The 20,899-nt window shown below is 68.7% G+C and carries 18 protein-coding genes; 3 read left to right on the top strand and 15 right to left on the bottom strand.

The window, feature by feature from the left end; genetic code table 11:
- Positions 1–112: 112 nt before the first annotated feature.
- The 7 genes from OG804_RS25155 to purS form a co-directional block, all read right to left on the bottom strand.
- Positions 113–607 carry a WapI family immunity protein gene (locus OG804_RS25155; protein WP_442941626.1) on the bottom strand — a complete coding sequence of 165 codons (495 nt, stop codon included), beginning with the start codon at positions 605–607 and terminating at the stop codon, positions 113–115.
- Positions 604–1,374 carry a CPBP family intramembrane glutamic endopeptidase gene (locus tag OG804_RS25150; protein WP_328390506.1) on the bottom strand — a complete coding sequence of 257 codons (771 nt, stop codon included), beginning with the start codon at positions 1,372–1,374 and terminating at the stop codon, positions 604–606. Before OG804_RS25150 ends, OG804_RS25155 begins: the two co-directional genes overlap by 4 nt.
- Entirely contained in the window at positions 1,371–3,110 is a 1,740-nt protein-coding gene (locus OG804_RS25145; protein WP_328390504.1) for an alpha/beta hydrolase, read from the bottom strand. Before OG804_RS25145 ends, OG804_RS25150 begins: the two co-directional genes overlap by 4 nt.
- A gap of 77 nt (positions 3,111–3,187) precedes the next feature.
- Positions 3,188–5,479, bottom strand: a complete 2,292-nt coding sequence (gene purL, locus OG804_RS25140; RefSeq protein WP_328390502.1) for a phosphoribosylformylglycinamidine synthase subunit PurL — start codon at positions 5,477–5,479, stop codon at positions 3,188–3,190.
- Between the two features lie 263 nt (positions 5,480–5,742).
- Positions 5,743–7,023: a M18 family aminopeptidase gene (locus tag OG804_RS25135; RefSeq protein WP_328390500.1), complete on the bottom strand. Its 1,281-nt coding sequence runs from the start codon at positions 7,021–7,023 to the stop codon at positions 5,743–5,745.
- Positions 7,024–7,144: 121 nt separating this feature from the next.
- A complete protein-coding gene (purQ, locus tag OG804_RS25130) occupies positions 7,145–7,822 on the bottom strand; it encodes a phosphoribosylformylglycinamidine synthase subunit PurQ (RefSeq protein ID WP_328390498.1) in 678 nt (225 codons plus the stop codon).
- Positions 7,819–8,055: a phosphoribosylformylglycinamidine synthase subunit PurS gene (purS, locus tag OG804_RS25125; protein WP_328390496.1), complete on the bottom strand. Its 237-nt coding sequence runs from the start codon at positions 8,053–8,055 to the stop codon at positions 7,819–7,821. Before purS ends, purQ begins: the two co-directional genes overlap by 4 nt.
- Before the next feature lie 141 nt (positions 8,056–8,196).
- On the opposite strand from purS, the gene OG804_RS25120 reads away from it, so the two are divergent.
- Complete coding sequence (locus tag OG804_RS25120) at positions 8,197–8,841, top strand: MBL fold metallo-hydrolase (RefSeq protein WP_328390494.1); 645 nt, start codon at positions 8,197–8,199, stop codon at positions 8,839–8,841.
- A gap of 75 nt (positions 8,842–8,916) precedes the next feature.
- Here the strand turns inward: OG804_RS25120 and OG804_RS25115 are convergent, their stop codons facing one another.
- The 7 genes from OG804_RS25115 to OG804_RS25085 all read right to left on the bottom strand — a co-directional run bounded on the left by OG804_RS25115 (position 8,917) and on the right by OG804_RS25085 (position 16,989).
- Positions 8,917–9,618, bottom strand: coding sequence for a DUF2334 domain-containing protein (locus tag OG804_RS25115; protein ID WP_328390492.1), 702 nt, complete (start codon positions 9,616–9,618; stop codon positions 8,917–8,919).
- Positions 9,619–9,756: 138 nt separating this feature from the next.
- Positions 9,757–11,931 carry a S9 family peptidase gene (locus tag OG804_RS25110; RefSeq protein WP_328390490.1) on the bottom strand — a complete coding sequence of 725 codons (2,175 nt, stop codon included), beginning with the start codon at positions 11,929–11,931 and terminating at the stop codon, positions 9,757–9,759.
- Positions 11,932–12,003: 72 nt separating this feature from the next.
- Positions 12,004–12,936, bottom strand: a complete 933-nt coding sequence (locus OG804_RS25105; RefSeq protein WP_328398731.1) for an alpha/beta hydrolase — start codon at positions 12,934–12,936, stop codon at positions 12,004–12,006.
- A 206-nt stretch (positions 12,937–13,142) separates the two neighbouring features.
- A complete protein-coding gene (locus tag OG804_RS25100; RefSeq protein ID WP_328390488.1) occupies positions 13,143–13,571 on the bottom strand; it encodes an HIT family protein in 429 nt (142 codons plus the stop codon).
- Positions 13,572–13,661: 90 nt separating this feature from the next.
- Entirely contained in the window at positions 13,662–15,089 is a 1,428-nt protein-coding gene (purB, locus tag OG804_RS25095) for an adenylosuccinate lyase (protein WP_328390486.1), read from the bottom strand.
- Positions 15,090–15,095: 6 nt separating this feature from the next.
- Positions 15,096–15,734, bottom strand: coding sequence for a TetR/AcrR family transcriptional regulator (locus OG804_RS25090; RefSeq protein ID WP_328390484.1), 639 nt, complete (start codon positions 15,732–15,734; stop codon positions 15,096–15,098).
- Between the two features lie 112 nt (positions 15,735–15,846).
- A complete protein-coding gene (locus OG804_RS25085; protein ID WP_442941906.1) occupies positions 15,847–16,989 on the bottom strand; it encodes a pyridoxal phosphate-dependent aminotransferase in 1,143 nt (380 codons plus the stop codon).
- 444 nt (positions 16,990–17,433) lie between these two features.
- On the opposite strand from OG804_RS25085, the gene OG804_RS25080 reads away from it, so the two are divergent.
- Positions 17,434–18,447, top strand: a complete 1,014-nt coding sequence (locus OG804_RS25080) for a M23 family metallopeptidase (protein WP_328398728.1) — start codon at positions 17,434–17,436, stop codon at positions 18,445–18,447.
- Between the two features lie 417 nt (positions 18,448–18,864).
- The gene (locus OG804_RS25075; protein WP_328390480.1) at positions 18,865–19,428 is read left to right on the top strand and encodes a transglycosylase SLT domain-containing protein; all 564 of its coding nucleotides are present in this window, start codon (positions 18,865–18,867) and stop codon (positions 19,426–19,428) included.
- 72 nt (positions 19,429–19,500) lie between these two features.
- Here the strand turns inward: OG804_RS25075 and purD are convergent, their stop codons facing one another.
- Positions 19,501–20,772, bottom strand: a complete 1,272-nt coding sequence (gene purD, locus OG804_RS25070; protein WP_328390478.1) for a phosphoribosylamine--glycine ligase — start codon at positions 20,770–20,772, stop codon at positions 19,501–19,503.
- Positions 20,773–20,899 lie beyond the last annotated feature (127 nt).

Below are 20,899 nucleotides of genomic sequence, written 5' to 3'. Positions count from 1 at the left end.
GCCACCGGGCCACCGGGCTGGTTCGCGAACCGGCCATAAGCCCGCACCGGTCCGGGCGCAACGTGGGCGATATCACCCGATGCCTCGGTCGGCACGCAACCGCCGGGCACACTCACCTGACACGGCTGAGCAGGGGGCCGCCCGGAGGTAGATAACCGTCCACTTCCGCACCGAGATCCTTGGCCGCGGTAGCGAGATCGGCCGGAGAGAGCCGCGCCGTGACGACAAACGGCGACCCCGCGGTGGCGCGGCGGTTCCAGGGCGGCGAGAACTCCAGATCCAGGCCGATCTCCACCTCGACCGCACCGGCGGCCCGGGACGCGGTGAAACTCAGGTTCGGCTCGGTGAAATCCAGCCGGGCGGGACCCCCGACGGGCTCACCGCTGGGCTCGGCTTCGGCGGCGATACGTCGTAGCCAGTCGGCCAGCTCGACCGCGTCGTCGAGCGTCAACGCCTGCCAACGGAAGGACCAGTTCCCCTCGGGGCAATTCGCGGCGCCGGCTATCACCAGCCAGCTGTACCGGATCCGCGGATCGATATGGTCCGGAAACTGGTATCCGGCAACAGAGAGCTCCACACCGTATCCATCGCTGTCGATCAATCTCACCGGCGAAGTGTGCCATCCTCGGGCCGATCGCGCCCGGGGTCGGCGCCGATGACGCGTGCTCGGCCGCGAATTGCCTTGCCGCCGAGGGTTTCGGCGACCTCGCCGACAGCGCGGTCGTCCGGCCCGCACCTCGGCTCCCGCGCCGCCGTCAGCCGATCGACACGGGCCCGGCGGGACAGCACCGCGCCGCCCGCATTCACCGCCCAGTGCAGCAGCGCGGGCGCGGCGGCACTGCCCGTGCGCCGGTTCAGCGCGCCGAAGATCAGACCGACGACGGTGGTGAACGCGACGGCGCCCCAGACGTTGTCCCGCGCGGCGCGAGCGGGGTGGAGATGCCAGAGCCCGAAGACCGTCGCACCGGCCACCCCGCCGGCCGCCGTTCCGAATTCCCTGTCCAGCAAGGGGTCCAAGGTGGCTCGGAAGACGAGTTCCTCGGCGTAGACAGTGCCGAAAGTGATGTGCACGGCGACCCATTCCGCGGTGCTCACATCCGGTGCGCGATCGCCCGAGTCGCCGAGCCCGCGGCGTATCGGAGGAATCAGCAAGGCCACCGCATACCCTGCCGCGACGATACCGGCGCACGTTGCTCCACAACGGAGGCCGCGGGCGGAGGTCCAGTGCGGGCGGCCTTCGAACACCAGGGCGTATCCGGTGGCGGCCACGACATTGGCGGCGGTGCGGCCGCGGCGGTCGAGCCGCAGACGCGGCAGCAGCCAGTTGTTCCAGAACAGCGGCGCGGCGACCGCGGCAAGGGTCCGGGCCTTCACTTCACTTCCCGCTCGTAGGCTTCGTAGGCTTCGATCTCGAGCCTGATCCGCTCCGCCAGTTCGGGATTCCAGTCCGGCGGGCGGGTGACCGCGGCCCAGCCGTCGAGCACCAGGCTGCCGTACCGGTGACCGTGTCCGTCGCGGACGCCCTGCGCATTGGTGAGATCCGCGGTGACCTGCCAGAAGGTGACCAGCGGCACCCAGCGCATCCGCGGTGAGACATCGGAGCCGCGTGGTTCGGACAGCCAATCCGGTTGGGAGAAGATGAGATCCGGAGACCACCAGACGATCGGGTCGGAGGGGTGCTGCAGGTAGGCGATCCGGGGCGCCCGCCATTCCGGTCCAGGGCGAGCCAGGTCGTCCTGATCCCCGGCGAAACGGATCACCAGGCCGTCCGCGTAGACCGGTTCGATCTCCAGGGAACCCGGGTCACGCCGGTTCACGAACTGCTGCCACAAGCGGTTGGAGTTCGGCGGCCCCACCCAGAGCGCGCCGTCGACCTTCTCGCGCAGATCGGCCAGCCCGTCGAACGCGGCCTCGGACCCTTGCGAGCCGAGGCTCTCCCCGTACACCAGCAGTTTCGGACGTTCCGCGGCCGGGCGGGTGAGCATATGGCGGTACACCGCGTCGAACAGTTCCCGGCCGGACGCGGCGACCTTGTCTCGGTCGGCGAGGAACGAGAGCGCGCTGGGGAGATACGAGTACTGGGTAGCCACGAGGGCCGAATCACCCCCGTACATGTATTCGATCGCGTTGGCGGCCATGGAATTCACCCATCCGGTGCCGGTGGTGTTGACCACGACCAGTACCTGACGATCGAAGGCGCCCGTTCGTTCCAGTTCGGCGACCGCCAGCTCGGCCTGGGAAAGGCCGGTGCCCACAACCGATTCGAGGCCGACATAGGCCCGGATCGGTTCTCGCGCGGGACGGCCGGTGACCCAGGAGATACGTTGTGCGCTCGGTCCGTGCGAAACGAACCAGCGGCCTTCGAAACCGAGGGTGTCCCAGGCCGCCAGGGACTGCGGACTACCCGAGCGTTCGGGGAGTTCTGGGCGCACCGCGTATTCCGAGGTGTGGTCGTTGCGCACGCTGAACGCCGAATTGGCCACGGCGAAGAACGCGCGGGTGGCGACTCCGTTGAACAGGGTGACCAGCACCAGCACCAGCACCAGGAAACCGGCCGCCGGCGCCAGCTCCCGGGGTATGCGCACCCAACGGTTGAGTTCGCGGGCCAGGAACAGGATCAGTTCGCGCACCGTGCGGTAAGCGGCGACCACGAGTACGCCGATGGTGAGGCTGAGTCCGCCGGTGCGCAGGTAGGCGGGAGTCGTGGTGCCCTCCATCCCCATCAGCGCGGTGATCTCGCGCTGCCAATTGGCGGACTGCACGAGCATGTAACCGGCGCTCAGCACCGCGGTGATCAGCACCGCGGATTTCAGCGCGTACCTGGTCCAGGTGGGCGGCGACGGTATCCGGGTCAGCCGGGGGCGGACCCACAAGCGGAACAGCCATTCCAGCAGACAGCCCACCCCGTACCCGATGGCCGCGTTGATGCCGCTGATCAGCCCCTGGAACATCCAGTCACGCGGGAGCAGCGACGGCGACACCGATAACGCGAAGAACACCGTCGCGACCACCAGACCCACGTAGTTCAGGTCGATGATCCGCTCGGTCCGCCGGACCACCGCGACACAACGTCTCCGCAATCTGGTCACGGAGTCGGCGGTTTCCAGCACCCATCCAGTATGGCGGGCCGAGCCGACGCCGGAAGGTGGCCCGGGTCACCTCCGGCGCGGCATGTCCGCCGAACGGATCAGGCGTGGCCGCCGAAGAGCGCCGGCAGGGTTCCCTCGTAGGCGGTCCGCAGCTCGGCCATGGTGACCGAGAACTGACCCTGCACCTCGACCGAATCCGAGCCCTGGTCCACGACCCCGATCCGCACCCAGGGCAGCTCGCGGGCGGTGCACATCCGGGTGAACCGGGTCTCCTCCGACCGCGGCACCGCGACCATTACCCGGCCCGCCGATTCGGAGAAGAGCATGACGAACGGATCGGCGTCCTCGGGCAGCAGGACCCGGCAGCCGGTCTCGCCGGCCAGGGCCGCCTCGACCACCGTCTGCGCGAGACCGCCCTCGGAGAGGTCGTGCGCGGCGCTGATCATGCCGTCGCGGGAACCCGCGGTGAGCACGTCGGCGAGCAGCTTCTCGCGGGCGAGATCGACCTGCGGCGGCAGCCCGCCCAGATGCCCGTGCGCCACCTGCGACCACACCGAACCACCGAATTCGTCGCGGGTATCGCCCAGCAGGATGAGGGACTCCCCCGGTTCCAGGCCGAGCCCGGTGGGGATGCGGCGGTGCACATCGTCGATCACGCCGAGGACACCGACCACCGGGGTCGGAAGGATGGCGTTCTCGCCGGTCTGGTTGTAGAAGCTGACGTTGCCGCCGGTCACCGGGATACCGAGTTCCGCACAGCCGTCCGCGAGACCGCGCACGGCCTGCTGGAACTGCCACATCACGCCCGGATCCTCCGGGGAGCCGAAGTTCAGGCAGTTGGTGACGGCCTTCGGGGTGGCGCCGGTGGTGGCCACATTTCGGTATGCCTCGGCCAGCGCCAGCCGGGCACCGGTGTACGGGTCGAGCTTGGTGTAGTGGCCGGACGCGTCGGTGGCCAGTGCGATACCCCGGCCGGTCCGTTCGTCCACCCGGATCACGCCCGCGTCGGCGTGCTCGGCGAGGACGGTGTTACCGCGCACGTAGCGGTCGTACTGCTCGGTGATCCACCGGCGGCTGCACAGCTGCGGGCTGGCCACCATTTTCAGCAGTGTCTCGCGCAGTTCCTCGGCCGTTTTGGGCCGGGGCAGGGTGTCCGGGGTGTCGGCGTTGAGGGCGTCCTGGTCGGCGGGGCGCGCGACCGGGCGCTCGTACACCGGCCCCTGGTGCGCGACCGTGCGCGGCGGCACGTCCACCACTGTCTCGCCGTGCCAGGTGATCTCCAGATGTTCGCCGTCGGTGACCTCACCGATCACCGTGGCCAGCACATCCCATTTCGCGCAGACCGCCAGGAAGGCGTCCACGTTCTCCGGAGTGACGACCGCGCACATCCGCTCCTGCGATTCACTCGACAGGACCTCGGCGGGAGTCATATCGGCCGCCCGCAGCGGGACCCGGTCGAGCTCGATCCGCATCCCGCCGTCGCCGGCCGCGGCCAGTTCGGAGGTCGCGCAGGACAGCCCGGCGCCGCCGAGGTCTTGGATACCCACGACCAGCCCGGCGTGGTAGAGCTCCAGGCAGCATTCGATCAGGACCTTCTCGGTGAACGGGTCGCCGACCTGGACACTCGGCAGCTTCTTGCGGCCGGACCCGGAATCGTCACCGGAGAAGGTGTCCGAGGCGAGGACCGAAACGCCGCCGATCCCGTCGAGGCCGGTGCGCGCACCGAAAAGAATGATCTTGTTACCCGCGCCCGACGCGAAGGCCAGATGCAGGTCCTCCACCCGCATAACCCCCGCACACAGCGCGTTGACCAGCGGATTTCCCTGATAGGACGCATCGAATACGGTTTCGCCGCCGATATTCGGCAAGCCCAGGGAGTTCCCGTATCCCCCGACCCCGCGCACCACCCCGTCGACCACCCGGCGGGTGTCGGCGGCATCGGCGGCGCCGAAACGCAGCTGGTCCATCACCGCGATGGGCCGCGCGCCCATCGCCATGATGTCGCGCACGATCCCGCCCACACCGGTCGCGGCCCCCTGATACGGCTCCACGTACGACGGATGATTGTGGCTCTCCACTTTGAAGGTGACCGCCCACCCGTCACCGATATCGACCACGCCCGCGTTCTCGCCGATACCGGCGAGCATCGAGGCACGCATCTCCTCGGTGGTGGTCTCCCCGAAATAGCGCAGATGCACCTTCGAGGATTTGTAGGAACAGTGCTCGCTCCACATCACCGAATACATGGCGAGCTCGGCATCGGTGGGCCGGCGTCCGAGAATATCCCTGATCCGGGCGTATTCGTCGGCCTTGAGGCCGAGCTCGGCGTACGGCTGCGGCGTATCCGGGGTGGCGGCGGCGGTGGCGACCGTATCGACCTGCTCAGTCACGGGGATCCAGGATCCTTTCGTAGGTTGGCGCGCCGGCGCGCGCGGGCTCCGGCCCCTCGGGTCCGGCACCGCACCCCGCGACTGGTGTTCGGCATCGGCGCCGCGGGATATCGGAAACACGGTTCGGGTCGGAACGGAGGCCTCGACGGCGGGGCCCCGACAGGGTTGATCCAGCACGAATCTTACGTTCACCAGCGCTGCGCCGATTGCCGACCCCACCGGGACAAACCCACCCGCCCGCGGGCCGGCCCGAAGCTCGTGACTCAGCTCTCCGGCGCGAGGAACGAGGCCAGCGCCGCCGCGTAGGCGGTGATATCGGCGGCGCCCATCATTTCCCGCGCCGAATGCATGGCCAGCTGCGGCGCTCCGACATCCACGGTCGGCATTCCGGTGCGGGCGGCCGTCATCGGGCCGATCGTGGACCCGCACGGCAGATCGGCACGGTGCACATAGCGCTGCATCGGCACCCCCGCCCGATCGCACGCCAGCGCGAACGCACCCGCGCCGGTCGCGTCGGTGGCATAGCGCAGATTCTGGTTGACCTTGAGCACCGGGCCGCCGTTGACCGCGATACCGTGCGAGGGTTCGTGCCGCTCCGGATAATTCGGGTGGGTGGCGTGCGCCATATCGCCGGACGCGCACACCGAACCCGCGATCGCGGCCAGGAAATCGGCCCGGCCGCCGCCGCGCGCCAGCACGATCCGCTCCAGCACCGTGGGCAGCAGTTCGGACTGCGCGCCCCGGTCGGATTGACTGCCGACCTCCTCGTGGTCGAACACCGCGAGCACCGGAACCGCGGCCCCCGGGTTCTCCACAGCCGCACGGAAAGCCCGCAGACCCGCGTAGCAGGTGGCCTGATTGTCGAGCCGTGGCGCGCTGACGAGGTCGCGGCCGACACCGATCACCCGGCTCGGCGCCAGATCGTGGGTCATCAGTTCCCAGCCGAGCACCGCCGCCGGATCCACCCCCGCCGATTCGGCCACATATCGGAGAAAAGACACGGGGTCGCTGCCCACCCCCCAGATCGCGTTCACATGCCGCTGCGGATCCAGCGTGACCCCGCGCCGATCCTCGGACAGATGAATGGCCAGCTGCGGCACCCGCAGAATCGGTTCATCGATCCGCACCAGCCGCTCCCCCAGCCCGGACCCTTTCCGAACACTCAGCCGCCCGGATATCCCCAGCTCACGATCCAGCCACGAGTTCAACCAGGCGCCGCCGTACGGCTCCAGCCGCACCAGCTGCCAGCCCGCCACCGTCAGGTCGGGATGCTGCTTGACCCGCAGATTCGGGCTGTCGGTATGCGCCCCCACCACCCGGAAAGGACCGGCCTGCGCGGGATCGGCCCAGGCGACCAGTGATCCCCCACGCACGATGTAGTACCGCCCGCCGGTGCCGGGCCAGGACCGGGTCTCGTCGAGGCGAGTGAAACCGTGCGCGTCGAGATCCTCGGCGATGGTCCGGCAGACATGGAACGGCGACGGCGACGCGTCGATGAACTCACACAACCCGGCGGCCGAAGCCGCTGCAGCAGAACTCGGCATGAGGTGACAGTAGGCGTCGGGGCAAGCGGGGGTCGAGATCGCCTCCGAGAAGGAGGACCAGCGACAGAGCCCACCTGCCCGGGCAAGCCCGGCCCGCATCTGCTCGGACCGGGCTCATACCTCAGGAAGCGACCAGCGCGTCCAGCACCGACAGGATCAGCCCGAGCCCGTCGTCACTCGGCCCGGTCAGCGGTTCGGTCGCGTGTTCGGGATGCGGCATGAGTCCCACCACCCGTTTGTTCGCCGAGGCGATACCCGCGATCGAGCGCTGCGACCCGTTCGGGTTGTCTCCCGCGTAGCGGAACACCACCCGGCCTTCGCCTTCGAGTTCGTCGAGCACCGACTGCGAGGCCTGGTAGCGGCCCTCACCGGATTTCAGCGGGACCAGGATCTGCGCACCCGGTTCGTAGCGGGAGGTCCATGCCGTATCGGTGGCTTCGACGCGCAACCACTGGTCGCGGCAGATGAAGTGCAGGCCCTCGTTGCGGGTGAGTGCGCCGGGCAGCAGGCCCGCCTCGCACAGCACCTGGAACCCGTTGCAGATCCCGAGGACCGGCAGACCGTTGCCGGCTGCCTCGATCACCGAACCCATCACGGGAGCGAAGCGGGCGATGGCGCCGCAGCGCAGGTAGTCGCCGTAGGAGAATCCGCCGGGCACGACGACCGCGTCCACCCCCTTGAGGTCGGCGTCGGCATGCCAGAGGCTGACGGCTTCGGCGCCGGCCAGCCGGACCGCGCGAGCGGCGTCCACATCGTCGAGGGTGCCGGGGAACGTGATGACCCCGATCCGGGCGGTCACGGGACGCGCACCACTTTCCAGTCCTCGATCACAGTGTTGGCCAGCAGCGATTCGGCGATCGAGGCGAGCTCGTCGTCGCTGACGTCGTCACCGACCTCGAGTTCGAAGCGCTTGCCCTGCCGGACATCGGTGACGCCCTCGAATCCCAGGCGCGGCAGGGCGCCGACTATGGCCTGCCCCTGCGGATCCAGGATCTCGGTCTTCGGCATCACCTCGACCACGACACGTGCCACGGGTTGCTCCTCACAAAGGGGGTGAGCTGCGCCCGGCGCCGACGCCGGAACGCGGATGGGGGTTACCTGAGCAGCCTAATTGCCGGGTGACCGGACGGCCGCGGCGGGTGACCGAACATCTGCGGTACTAGCCTTGCGTGCATGCATGTAGCCCATTTCGGTCACTCCTGCGTACTCGTCGAACTGCACGGGAGGAAGGTGCTCTTCGATCCCGGCGCGTTCTCCCACGGCTTCGAAGGCCTCACCGGACTGGATGCCATCGCGGTCACCCATCAGCACGCCGACCATATCGATCCGAGCCGGATCGAGGCGCTGGTCGAGGCCAACCCGGGCGCCCGGCTGCTGAGCGACCCGCAGACGGCCGCGATCCAGGGCGGGTCCTGGGAAGCCGTGCACGCCGGAAATGTTCTCGAGCTGGACGGTCTGCGGATCACCGGCGGCGGCGGGCGGCACGCGGTGATCCACCCCGAAATGCCGGTTGTCGACAACACCGTCTTCCAGCTCGGTACCGCCGAGAACCCGACCCAGTTCGTTCATCCGGGCGATTCGCTCTGGGTGCCGTCCACCCCGGTCGATGTGCTGGCGGTTCCCGCCGCGGCGCCGTGGATGAAGATCAGCGAAGCGGTGGACTACCTGCGGTCGGTGGCGCCGCGCCTGGCCTTCCCCATTCACTACGGGATCATCGCCGAGCAGGCGTGGGGCGTGTATTTCAGCCGGCTCGACGAGATGCGCAAGGCGGATACCGAGTTCACCATCCTGCGACCGGAGAACGACGCCGACCTGTGAGCGCGGCCGACCGCTGAGCCGGCGCGTCGATGCGGAACCGCCGCCCCGTTATCGCCGAACCGGGGCGGCGGAGTCTCAGGCCGCGCGGATCGCGGTCGCCGGTTCCCAGCGATATACCTCGCCGCGCGCCCCGTGATAGAGCGCCAGATCGACGGCGTCCAGCGCGGCCTGCCGTGGACCGGGCCGGCCGAGCTGCGCCGCGGAGACCGCCAGTCGCAGCACTCCCCCGCGCCGCGCGGTACGAGCCGCCCCGAGCACCAGCGCCCGGCACCACCAGGGTTCGGCCCGGAAGCCCTCCCCTATCCCGTACACCCGCGCCTTCTGCACCGAGTTGCGCTCCAGATCGTGGATACCGGTCAGGCCCAGCGACAACCGGAACCCGAGTTCGGGCAGCGCGGCCATCGCCCCCGACGAGGCGTCCCAGCGCGGAGCCGCGAACAACCGGGTGCGCAGTCCGGCCTGTTCCATCGCCCGATCGGCCGCGGTGAGCCGCAGCAGGGCCTCGTGTCTGGGCAGCGTGGCGAATTCCGCGCGCCGGCGTTCGGTGGCGGCCTGGTCGTAGCCGTGCAGCACGATGGCGTCACCGCGACCGCGGCGGCTGCGCAGCCAGATCTGCGTGGTGGGATCGTCGGCCAACCGGTATTTGCCCTTCAGGCGGGGCGCCACCAGCAGTGACAGCCGCACGCCGCGCTGATCCATCTCCGCGGCGAACCCGATCGCCGCGTCCCGGGTGACGTCGCGGACCCCCGACACCGATACGAGCAGCTCAGCGTTCATGTATCAACGATGGCAGCGGCAGGTGTCGGCCGCGTGCAGCCACGATGGCCTGCGCGTGCAGCCCTGATGACCAGCCTGTGGAGTGGATATGGCCGGGCGGCGAACATCCGGACACGGTCCGGTCGCCGCCCGGCGTGGCTACCGGTCGCCGGCGCCGACGATGTCCAGCACCCAGGCGTACTCGAACGCGACTTCCCGCCACTTCTCGTACCGCCCGCTGACACCGCCGTGCCCGGCGCTCATCTCAGTTTTGAGCAGCAGCGGCGAATCACCGGTCTTGGTGGCGCGCAGCTTCGCGACCCATTTCGCCGGTTCCACGTACAGCACGCGAGTGTCGTTGATGCTGGTGATCGCCAGAATCGCCGGATAATCCTGCGCCGCGACGTTCTCGTAGGGCGAATACGATTTCATGTATTCGTAGACTTCGCTGTCCGCCAGCGGATTTCCCCACTCGTCCCATTCGATCACCGTCAGCGGCAGCGAGGGGTCGAGGATGGAGGTGAGCGGGTCGACGAACGGCACGTTGGCCAGCACCCCGGCGAAAAGTTCCGGCGCCATATTCGTCACCGCGCCGACCAGCAGACCGCCCGCGCTGCCGCCGTCGGCGACCATCCGGTCCGGCGCGGTGGCCCCGCTGTCCACGAGATGTCGTGCGCAGGCGACGAAATCGGTGAAGGTGTTCTTCTTGGTCAGGGTTTTCCCGTTCTCGTACCAGAGCCGGCCCATTTCGCCGCCCCCGCGAACGTGCGCGATCGCGAACACCACACCGCGATCGAGCAGCGACAGCCGCGCCACCGAGAAACCCGGATCCATACTCGCCTCGTAGGAGCCGTACCCGTACAGCAGCAGCGGCTTCGGGCCCGCGACCCGATCGGCATCGCGGCGGGCGACGACCGAGATCGGGATCCGGGTGCCGTCCGCGGCGACCGCCCAATCCCGGTGCTGCACATAATCGTCCGCGTCGTAGCCGCCCAGAACCGGCTGCTCCTTGCGCAGCAACAGCGCGCCGGTCTCCACCACGTAGTCGAAGACCTGGGTCGGGGTGATGAACGAGGTGAGACCGAGCCGCAGGGTGGGCTGATCCCATTCCGGGCAGGAGCCGAGTCCGGCGGTGTAGAGCTCCAGATCGAATTCGAGTTCGCGCAACTCGCCGTATCCGTCCGGGCCCAACGGCCAGACCGCGACCCGGGTCAGCGCCTCCCGGCGATAGCTGAGCACCAACTGGCCGGCGAAGGCGTCGATATCCTCGAGCCGCACGTCGTCGCGATGCCCGATCAGTGTGCGCAACTGGGCCGGATCGTCGGCCGGGGCCTCGGCGAGCACGAAATTCTCGGCTTTGACCCCGTCGACCACATCGTTGTGCAGGATCAGGAACCGGTCCTGCCCCGCCACCACCGCGTGCTCCGCCGAATACTCCACCCCTTCGCGCCGGGGCAGCAGCACCCGGAACTCACCGGTCGGGTTATCCGATTCCAGTACCCAGCCCTCGGTGGTGATCTTGGACCCCACCCAGATCATCAGATACTTCTCCGACCTGGTGCCCCCGACACTCACCCAGTACCGCTCGTCGGGCTCGTGGAAGACCTGCACGTCCGAGGCCGACGTATCACCGAGCTGGTGCCGCCAGACCGTATCGGGCCGCCAGGATTCGTCGACCGTCTGATAGAAGACGTGACTGCCGTCCAGCGACCAGGTGGCGCCGGGCGCGGTCCGCGGGATCTCGTCGCCGAGCAGTTCGCCCGAACGCAGATCCAGGAACCGGAGTGTGTAGCGCTCGTCACCGGCCGTATCCACCGAGAATGCCAGCAGATTCCCGTCATGGCTCACCGAGAACGCGCCGAGCGCGAAGAAATCGTGTCCCTCGGCGAGCAGATTGCTGTCGAGCAGGACCTGTTCGCCGGGGATCTCGGTACCTACCTCCAGCTGCGGCGGCGTCCAGGCGTCCACACCGGCGGCGGTCGCGTCGATCGGGCACCGGCAGTGCACGCCGTACTGTTTGCCCTCGAAACTGCGCGAGTAGTACCAATGGTCGCCCAGCCGGGTCGGCACCGAGAGATCGGTCTCCTGGGTGCGGGATTTGATCTCGTCGAAGATCTTCGCGCGCAGTGGCGCCAGATGCGCGGTCCGCGCCTCCGTATGGGCGTTCTCGGCCTCGAGATGGGCGATGACCTCCGGGTTGTCCTTGTCCCGGAGCCATTCGTATTCGTCGATGAACCGATCGCCGTGGTGCACCCGTTCGAACGGAACCGTTTTCGCCGTGGGCGCCACCGCCACAGGCGCCTCGCCGGTTATCGGACTACCACTGTCAGCCATGGCCACCACCGTAGCGGCCGCACCCGGCTACCAGGGAACGCCACCGACTCCGCGCCTGGACCGACCGTGCGGTCAAGCCCCGATCGCGTTGCCGATGGTCGGCCAGGACGCCTTCAAATGGTCGTTCCAATACGACCAGGAATGGGTGCCGACCGGACTGTAGTCGACCTGGATCGGGAGACCCGCCGCGCGCACCCGCCGCTCGAAGGCGATCACACAGGTGTCCACCCCGAACTCGATCGGTCCGCCGAGCACGATGTTCTCCGGAAGCTGCGGTTTCAATTCCAGCTCGTGCGGGCCGGGCAGACCCGTACCGGTGGACAGGAACAGCGTTTTGCCGCGCAGCCGATCCAGCATGAGCGCCGGATCGTGCGCCGCCCACTCCGGGCTCCCACCGGGACCCCACATATTGTCCGGATTGCCGCCCCGGGTGAGGATCGAGAACTGCACCGCGCCGGTGGCCAGCGCGGTGTCCGGGCAGGCGCTGTACCCGGCGACCGCCGTGTACAGCGCCGGATGCCGGGCGGCGAGAATATAGGCCGCGTGCCCGCCCATGGACAGCCCGCCGATGGCGTTCACCCCGTTGCCGGAGAAATGATCGTCGATGATCGGCGGCAACTCCTCGGTCAGGAACGTCTCCCACTGGTAATGGCCGAGTACCGGATCGTCGCGTCGCCAGTTGGTGAAGTAGCTGGCCTTGCCGCCGACGGGCAGCACGACGTTCACGTTCCGGCCCTGGAAGAAGCGTTCGGCGTCGGTGGCGTTGGTCCAGGTGCTCTGCCCCACGCCCGGATCGAGGCCGTCGAGCAGGTAGTAGCTGGGGCGGGAGCCGCCGCCGGCCGGATGGAGAACTTGCACCTGCACGACCTGGTTCATCGCCGGGGAGGCGATGAACACCGCGGACCTGGTCGGACTCAGGTCGTCGATACCGACGACCTCGGCCGCGGCTGCCGGCGCGGGCCGGAGGACGGGCAACCCGGCAGCCAAACCGATCACCCCCAGCATCAGTACAGCTATCCGAAAATACCGCACGTTCGCACCTCCCTAGCCCACCCCGGAAACTAGCTCATGCCCATGCTCACCAATTCTGACCCGGCGACAGCGCACACACAGCACATTCGCAGCAAATATGCCGATTCGATCGAGTCATGATCTTACGTGGCCGTTCCGGTCCTATCCGCAGATCCGGCCCGCACCTGGGAAACCGCTGATCACCGGGCGCGGTCGAGCGCGCCACGGATGGAACCGGCGAGATAATCCAGATCCGCCCGCGCCGGGGTGCGCGGCCGGGCCCGCAGCCCGAATCCGTCCCCCGGGGTGCGCGGGATGACGTGCAGATGGACGTGGAAGACCTCCTGACCAGCGGTCACCCCGTCGGCCAGGAAGAAGTTGACCCCGTCGCAGGCCACCTCGCTGTCCCGCAACGCGGCCGCCAGGAGTTGCCCGACCTGGAAGAGCTTTCCACCGAGCACCGGATCCAACTCGGCGAGTTCGCGCGCGGGTTTTTTCGGCACCACCAGCAGATGCCCGGGCGTCACCGGCCGGATATCCAGGAAAGCCAGCACGTCGTCGTCCTCGTACACCTGGCTGGACGGGGCCCGCCCGGCGATGATGTCGGCAAAAATCGTGTACGGATCCATAGGGCTATGGTGGCTCATTCATGAAGGTGAGGTGCGGGTTTGCCGACGCGGACCAGGGTGCCGGTGGGGTGTGCGGCCGCTCCGGTCGGCTCAGAGGATCGGTGACGGTGTGTACCGCGCGGCCTCGGGGAAGGCGTCCGCCAGTTTGCCCACCTGCGCGACCACTTCGGCCACCTGGGCGTCGGCCGCGCCGATGAAGGCCGATTTGTCCGCCAGCGCCGCGTCCAGGGCCGCCCGATCCAGCGGCATCCGGTCGTCTCCGGCGAGCCGGTCCAGCAGATCGGGTTCGCGGCCCTGCTCCCGCATGGCCAGCGCGACCGCCACCGCGTGCTCCTTGATCACCTCGTGCGCCGACTCCCGTCCGACCCCGGCGCGCACCGCGGCCATCAGAATACGAGTGGTGGCCAGGAACGGCAGGTAGCGTTCGAGCTCCCGCGCGATCACCGCCGGGTAGGCCCCGAACTCGGCGAGCACGGTCAGGAAGGTCTCGGTCAGGCCGTCGAGAGCGAAGAACGCGTCCGGCAGCGCGACCCGGCGCACCACCGAGCAGAACACGTCGCCTTCGTTCCACTGCGCGCCCGCGAGTTCGGCGGCCATCGACCCGTACCCGCGCAGCACCACCTGCAGCCCGTTGACCCGTTCGCAGGACCGGGTGTTCATCTTGTGCGGCATGGCCGAACTGCCGACCTGCCCCGGCTGGAATCCCTCGGTCACCAGTTCGTGGCCCGCCATCAGCCGGATGGTGTGGGCCAGCGAGGACTGTGCGGCGCCGATCTGCACCAGCGCGGAGAGCACATCGTGGTCGAGCGAGCGCGGGTAGACCTGTCCGACGCTGGTCAGCACGCTGGTGAAGCCCAGATGCCGGGCCACCTGCTGCTCCAGCGCCGACAGTTTCGCGGCGTCACCGCCGAGCAGGTCCAGCATGTCCTGCGAGGTGCCCATCGGGCCCTTGATCCCGCGCAGCGGATAGCGGTCGATGAGTTCGCGCAGCCGGGTGAGGCCGATGAGGAGTTCGTCGGCGGCCGAAGCGAAGCGTTTGCCCAGGGTGGTGGCCTGCGCGGCGACATTGTGCGACCGCCCGGCCATCACCAGCGTCTGATATTCGGCGGCCCGTTCGGCCAGCCGGGCCGCGACCGCGACCCCGTGCGCGTGGATATGTTCCAGCGACAACCGGATCTGCAGTTGCTCCACGTTCTCCGTGAGATCGCGGCTGGTCATGCCCTTGTGAACGTGTTCGTGTCCGGCGAGCGCGTTGAATTCCTCGATGCGGGCCTTCACATCGTGGCGGGTCACTCGCTCCCGCTCGGCGATGGACGCCAGATCCACCTGGTCGATCACCCGCTGATAGTCCTCCACCACGCCGGAGGGCACCTCGATACCGAGATCGGCCTGGGCGCGCAGCACCTCGAGCCACAGCCGTCGCTCCAGCACGATCTTGTGCTCGGGAGACCACAGATGCACCAGTTGCGGGCTGGCGTAGCGGGTGGCGAGGACGTTCGGGATCAGGTCGGAGGTCACGTCCGGTCAGTCTAATGGCCGGTATCGGTCGATCGGCTGGTGCGTCGCGGGAGCGACGATATCGATGACCTCCAGCAGGGCGCCGCGGGCCAGACGCCGGGGTTGCGGATCGGATTCGCTGAGGGCGGCGACGACGGCGCCGTCGACCACCGCGACCAGCCTGCGCAGTTGTTCGGGCCGCACGATCCGGTCGGACCTGCGCAGCACATCGGAGAGCAGCTCGTCAAGCTGCCCGCGTAGTCGGAGCTGGACCTCGCGTAGCTCCGGGTGCCGGGCCGAGGCGACGGTGCGTTCGTATCGGGCGATCAGCCGGCCACGCGCACCCTCGTCCACCCCTTCGGGTCCGATCAGCAGATCGAGCACCAGATCGACGGTCGCGTCCGCGCCCCGGCGGCGATGGGTCACCTCGCCGATCCGCCGCCGCATGGCCTCGAGTTCGGCATTGCCGCTGAACTCGACCGCCCGCGCGATCAGATCCTCGAGCGATTCGAAGTAGTAGGTCGTGGAGGCCAGCGGCAGCTCGGCGCGGGTCGCGACCGAACGATGCCGTACCGCGTCGAAACCGCCTTCGAGCAGTAACTCGGCAGCAGCAGCCACCAGCGCCTGGCGACGCCGTTCACCCTTCGGAGTCGTCGCGGTTATCACCGTGCCATCGTGCCAGTCGTCATCAGTACATCCGTGCGAAATCAGGGAAAGGGGAAACAACCATCGATGTTTCTACCGCATCCGCGCAGTGATGTTGTCGTACTGTGCAAAGTTATTGCTGTGCACAGTCTTTGTGCGGAGCCCCCGGGCGCAGGTATTCCCGGAGCCGGACCAGCGCCGCCTCGATCTCGGTGGTGGCGCCCGCGAAGGAGATGCGGATGGTCCGGTGCCCGTTCACGGTATCGAAATCCAGGCCCGGGGCCAGCGCCACCCCGGTATGGGCCAGTACATCGGCGCACCAGGCCATCGAATCGTGGGTGAGATGGCCGATATCGGCGTAGGCGTAGAAGGCGCCGTCGGCGGGCGCGAGATCGGTTATCCCCAGCCCGGCCAGTCCCTCCAGCAGAATCGTGCGGTTGATCGCATACCGGTGCACATGGGCGTCGAGTTCGGCCCTGGCCTCGTCGCCGAACGCATGCAGTGCCGCGTACTGCGAGATCGCCGGCGGGCAGACGGTCATATTCGACGCCAGCCGCTGCAGTGCCGGCCGCAGTTCCGGTGGAGTCAGCATCCAGCCCAGCCGCCAGCCGGTCATGGAGAAGTACTTGGAGACCGATCCGATCACCACCCCCGCGCGTGAGGTCTCCCAGGCCGACGCGGTGCGCTCGCCGCCGTAGGTGATGCCGTGGTAGATCTCGTCGGAGATCAGCAGGGTGTCGTGCGCATCGCACCAGCGGGTCACCGCGGCGAGCTCGTCCGGGTCGATCATCGTGCCGGTGGGGTTGGCCGGACTGGCCACGATCAGACCGCGCGGCGGTTCCGGCAGGCTCTCGAGCATGGCGACGGTCGGCTGGAACCGGGTCTCCGCGCGGCAGTCCAATTCGACGACCCGGCAGCCGAGCGCGGTCAGCGTGTTGCGGTAGGCCGGATAACCCGGGCGGGCGAGCACCACGGTGTCACCGGGATCGAAGGCCGCCAGGAAGATCAGGGTGAACGCGCCGGACGAGCCGGTGGTGACCACGACATCGTCGGGGTCCACCGGGTAGCCGTAGGTCCGGTGGTGATGTCCGGCGATCGCCTGGCGGAGCGGCAGAATGCCGAAAGTCTCCGTGTAGCCGAACAACTCGGCGTCGATGGCGGTCCTGGTGGCGCGCAGCACCGGTGCGGGTGCCGGTGTCGAGGGCTGCCCGGCCGCCAGACTGAGCACATCACCGTGCGTTCTGGCGCGTTCGGCGGCGGCTTTCCAGACATCCATCACGTAGAAAGGTGGGATGGTCGAGCGCCGAGATTCAGTGGACACCCGACCGACGGTAGAACACCGCTTCGGGCGGTTCGACAGCTATGGTCTGCTCTGATGCTCGACAAGGCCAGCCGGCCGCCCGCCGGCCCGCCCGCACAGGACCCCGGGTTCACCGCGTCCGGCCGCGGTACCGGGTTCCTCCGCCGACGCTGGAATCGAGCGGTGCGCCCGGTTTCCGGGGCGGTGCGCCGGGGCGCGCGGCCGCACGGATCGACTTCCACCGAGCCCGGCCGAGCGGCGGTCGAGGCGCACGGCAGCGGCGACCGCTCCGATCCGCGGCCACCGACACGCCCGGGGCCGGATTCCGAATCCGAGCACTTGTCCCCGGGAGCCGGAACCCGGCGGGAAGCCGATACCCCGGTCCCGCTCGCCGATATCGGCAGCGACTCGCCCGAGCGCATGGACGAAGAAGACGACCGGCGTATCTCCCTGGATCACGCCGCGTCGGTCGGTGGCGGGCTGGTCATCGCACCGGGCTGGCGGGAACGCGCCGCCCGCGTATCGGCTCCTCGTACCGCGGGCCGTCCGGTGGCCGCGGCCTACCAACTGATCCGGCAATCCGCCGGGGAGCTCCTGCAATACCGCCCGACCCGGGCGGAGCTGACCGAACTTCTCGCCCGGCGGCCGTCGGCCGAGCAGCTGAGGGCCGCCGCCCGGCGGCATCGCTATCTCATCGGCGGACTCGTCCTCACGCTGTGTCTGGCGGCCGGCGACGGAACGGCGAGCATCGTGCTCACCGACCGAGCGCCCGCTCCGGGCACCGGGTATCGGGTCGCGGTCGCCCATCCCTTGCTGCTCTCGGCGCCGATCCCCTCGGTCCGCCGCTATCTCGACGCCATCGACAACGGTGAACACCTCCGCGAACAGGCCGTGGTGGCCGCCGCCGCCCGGACCACGCTCGAACGCGCCAAAGCCGAGGCCGCGGCCGCGGTAGCGGGTCAGGCGCAGCCGTGGATCGACAGCGCACCGGCCCCGGGCGCGCTGGAGGGCGGGGTGATTCCGCCCGGCGCCGTACCGCCCGGCGCGGGCGGCTACGTCCTGCCCGCCCCCGGCACGTTCACCTCCGGTTTCGGCAGCCGGTGGGGCACTCTCCATCAAGGCATCGATATCGCGGGCCCGATCGGAACCCCCATCTACGCCGTCGCCAACGGCACCGTGATCGACGCCGGACCGGCTTCCGGCTTCGGTTTGTGGGTGCGGATACGGCACGACGACGGCGCCATCTCCGTCTATGGCCATATGTACGACTTCTTCGTTTCTGTCGGCGAACGCGTGCCCGCCGGCATGCAGATCGCCCGAATGGGTAATCGCGGCGACTCCACCGGTCCGCATCTGCATTTCGAGATCATCCTGAACGGCCAGCACGTCGATCCACAGCGCTGGCTCGCCCTGCACGGACTCACCTACAAATGATCATCGATCATTGTGGCAAATACGCAGTATTCGAGATGATCGAGCGAATCCCGAGTGCGGAAATGTGATCGATACCGCATAAAAGCCTGCTCCCGAGGTTTTTCTCAGGACAATAGAACCTTCGATTCACCACTAGTTCACCTGTTGTTAATCTTCTGCAATCAATCTGTGATTCGCCAGAAAACAGACCGCAAGCCTGTTTGCCGCCCGGATATCGACCTTTCTCCGAATTATCCGCCGCGACAGCGTCGCCTCTGGCGTCGGCCCCCGGCCGGCGCGCGACGCACCGCGCCAGTGTGCGCGGACAACTGAATCTCCCGATTCCACAACGCAAGTCACAACAGAAACAGCGCAAAGACACCGCCGGTGGCCACGATACGCGGCGGCGTGGTACCCGCGCGCTGTCCGGAGCCCTCCATGAATTTACGAAAACTGTTGCCCCTCATCGCCGTTGCCGCCGTGATCGCCGTACCCGCGCAGGCATTCGCCGACGCCCCGATCGACGGAGTGCCCCCGGAGTTGCAGGAACCCGCCAGGCAGGCCCAGCAGCAGGCCCGCCAGTGGCAGCAGCAGCTGCCCCAACCACAGCAGGACCAACTGCAGCAATTCGTCCAGCCGCTGCCGCAGCCGCTGCCGCAACTGTTGCTGCCGCCGATCTTCTCCAACGATCTGGACGGCTGGATCAACAACGCGCTGCGCATCCTCGGACAGCGCGGCATCCCGGCCAGCTACGAGGGCATCCACCGCAACGCCCTGCGCGAGTCCGGCGGTAACCCGAACGCGATCAACCTGTGGGATTCCAACGCCGCGGCGGGCATCCCGTCCAAGGGGCTCATGCAGGTCATCGATCCCACCTTCGCCGCCTATCACGTGGACGGCACCTCGTGGGATATCTACGACCCGGTCGCCAATATCGCCGCGGCCTGCAATTACGCCGCGCATCGCTACGGCTCCATCGACAACGTCTTCGGGGCGTACTGATCCGTCGACTCGCTCGGCGAACGGTCCCGGCCGCGGCGGCGCCGATACAGGTGCCGCCGCGGCCGGGACGGTTCAGAAGCTGATCCGGCCCTCGACCGCGGCGTGGCCGATATCGGAGCGGTAGTGGCCGCCGGTCAATTTGATCCCGGCCAGCCGGTCGTAGGCGGCCGCCCGGGCCGCGGTCAGGTCCACCCCGGTGCCGACGACGTTCAGCACCCGGCCGCCCGCGGACACCAGTGCGCCGTCCTCGCGCAACGCCGTACCGGCGTGCAGTACGGTCGCCGCGTCGTCGGTCCCCGCCTCACCGGCGCCGGTGATGACATCACCGCTGCGAGGGTGAGCCGGATAGTGCTCGGCGGCCAGCACCACGGTGACCGCGGCGCCGCCGTGCCAGCGCGGCGCGGGCGCCTCGGCCAAGGTCCCGGTTGCGGTGGCGTACAACAGTTCCCCGAGCGGACTCTCCAGCAGGGCCAGCACCGCCTGCGTCTCCGGATCACCGAACCGGCAGTTGAACTCCACCACCGCGGGCCCGGCCGCACCCATCGCCAACCCGGCGTACAGCAGTCCGTTGAAAGGGTTTCCGCGGCGCACGAGTTCCGCGGCGACCGGCGCCACCACCTCGTCGACGATCTGCCCGACCATCGCCTCCGGCAACCACGGCAGCGGGGTGTAGGCGCCCATACCCCCGGTGTTGGGCCCGGTATCGCCGTCGCCTACCCGTTTGTGGTCCTGCGCCGGCAGCAACGGGACCACGGTCTCCCCGTCGACCAGGCAGAAAAGCGATACCTCCGGACCGTCCAGGAACGATTCCAGCAGCACCGGATGCCCCAGTTCGAGCAACTCCGCGGCATGCCCGCGCGCCGCCAACCGGTCGGTGGTCACCACGACTCCCTTGCCCGCGGCGAGCCCGTCGTCCTTCACCACCCAGGTGGGGCCGAATCGATCCAGCGCCGCATCGAGTTCCGCGGGATTGTCGACCACTTCGCTGTGCGCCGTACGCACCTCGGCCGCGGCCATCACATCCTTGGCGAACGCCTTCGACCCCTCGATCCGCGCCGCGGCGGCCGACGGACCGAAACACGCGATCCCGGCCGCGCGCACCGCGTCGGCCACACCCAGCACCAACGGCACCTCGGGTCCGATCACCACCAGATCGGCGGCGACATCGCGAGCGAGCGCCACCACCGCCGCGGCGGACCCGGCGTCGACCGGGCGCACTTGCACCTGCTGTGCGATACCGGCATTGCCCGGTGCGGCGACGATCGCGCTCACCGCCGGATCGCGGCGCAGCGCAAGGACGAGGGCGTGTTCACGGGCTCCGGAACCGATGACGAGTACTCGCACCCGGACAGCTTATAGGTGCGCTGTCCGGCGCCAGCGGGGCAGGTTGGCCCCTGCCCGGCCCGGTACCAGCAGGTTCACTCGAGCCACGGCCGGTCCGGTCCGGACTGTGGATGATGGTGGAAACACC

Source organism: Nocardia sp. NBC_00416, assembly GCF_036032445.1.
In the GTDB taxonomy this organism is placed as follows: Bacteria; Actinomycetota; Actinomycetes; order Mycobacteriales; family Mycobacteriaceae; genus Nocardia.
This window is presented reverse-complemented; position numbering and strand designations above follow the sequence as displayed.

Bases quoted from the DNA above. Each gene is read 5' to 3' on its own strand.
- OG804_RS25110 (WP_328390490.1), bottom strand. From the start codon at position 11,931: ATGGCTGACAGTGGTAGTCCGATAACCGGCGAGGCGCCTGTGGCGGTG.
- OG804_RS25115 (WP_328390492.1), bottom strand. From the start codon at position 9,618: ATGAACGCTGAGCTGCTCGTATCGGTGTCGGGGGTCCGCGACGTCACC.
- OG804_RS25120 (WP_328390494.1), top strand. From the start codon at position 8,197: ATGCATGTAGCCCATTTCGGTCACTCCTGCGTACTCGTCGAACTGCAC.
- OG804_RS25105 (WP_328398731.1), bottom strand. From the start codon at position 12,936: ATGCTGGGGGTGATCGGTTTGGCTGCCGGGTTGCCCGTCCTCCGGCCC.
- OG804_RS25100 (WP_328390488.1), bottom strand. From the start codon at position 13,571: ATGGATCCGTACACGATTTTTGCCGACATCATCGCCGGGCGGGCCCCG.
- OG804_RS25080 (WP_328398728.1), top strand. From the start codon at position 17,434: ATGGACGAAGAAGACGACCGGCGTATCTCCCTGGATCACGCCGCGTCG.
- OG804_RS25075 (WP_328390480.1), top strand. From the start codon at position 18,865: ATGAATTTACGAAAACTGTTGCCCCTCATCGCCGTTGCCGCCGTGATC.
- OG804_RS25085 (WP_442941906.1), bottom strand. From the start codon at position 16,989: ATGGATGTCTGGAAAGCCGCCGCCGAACGCGCCAGAACGCACGGTGAT.
- OG804_RS25135 (WP_328390500.1), bottom strand. From the start codon at position 7,023: ATGCCGAGTTCTGCTGCAGCGGCTTCGGCCGCCGGGTTGTGTGAGTTC.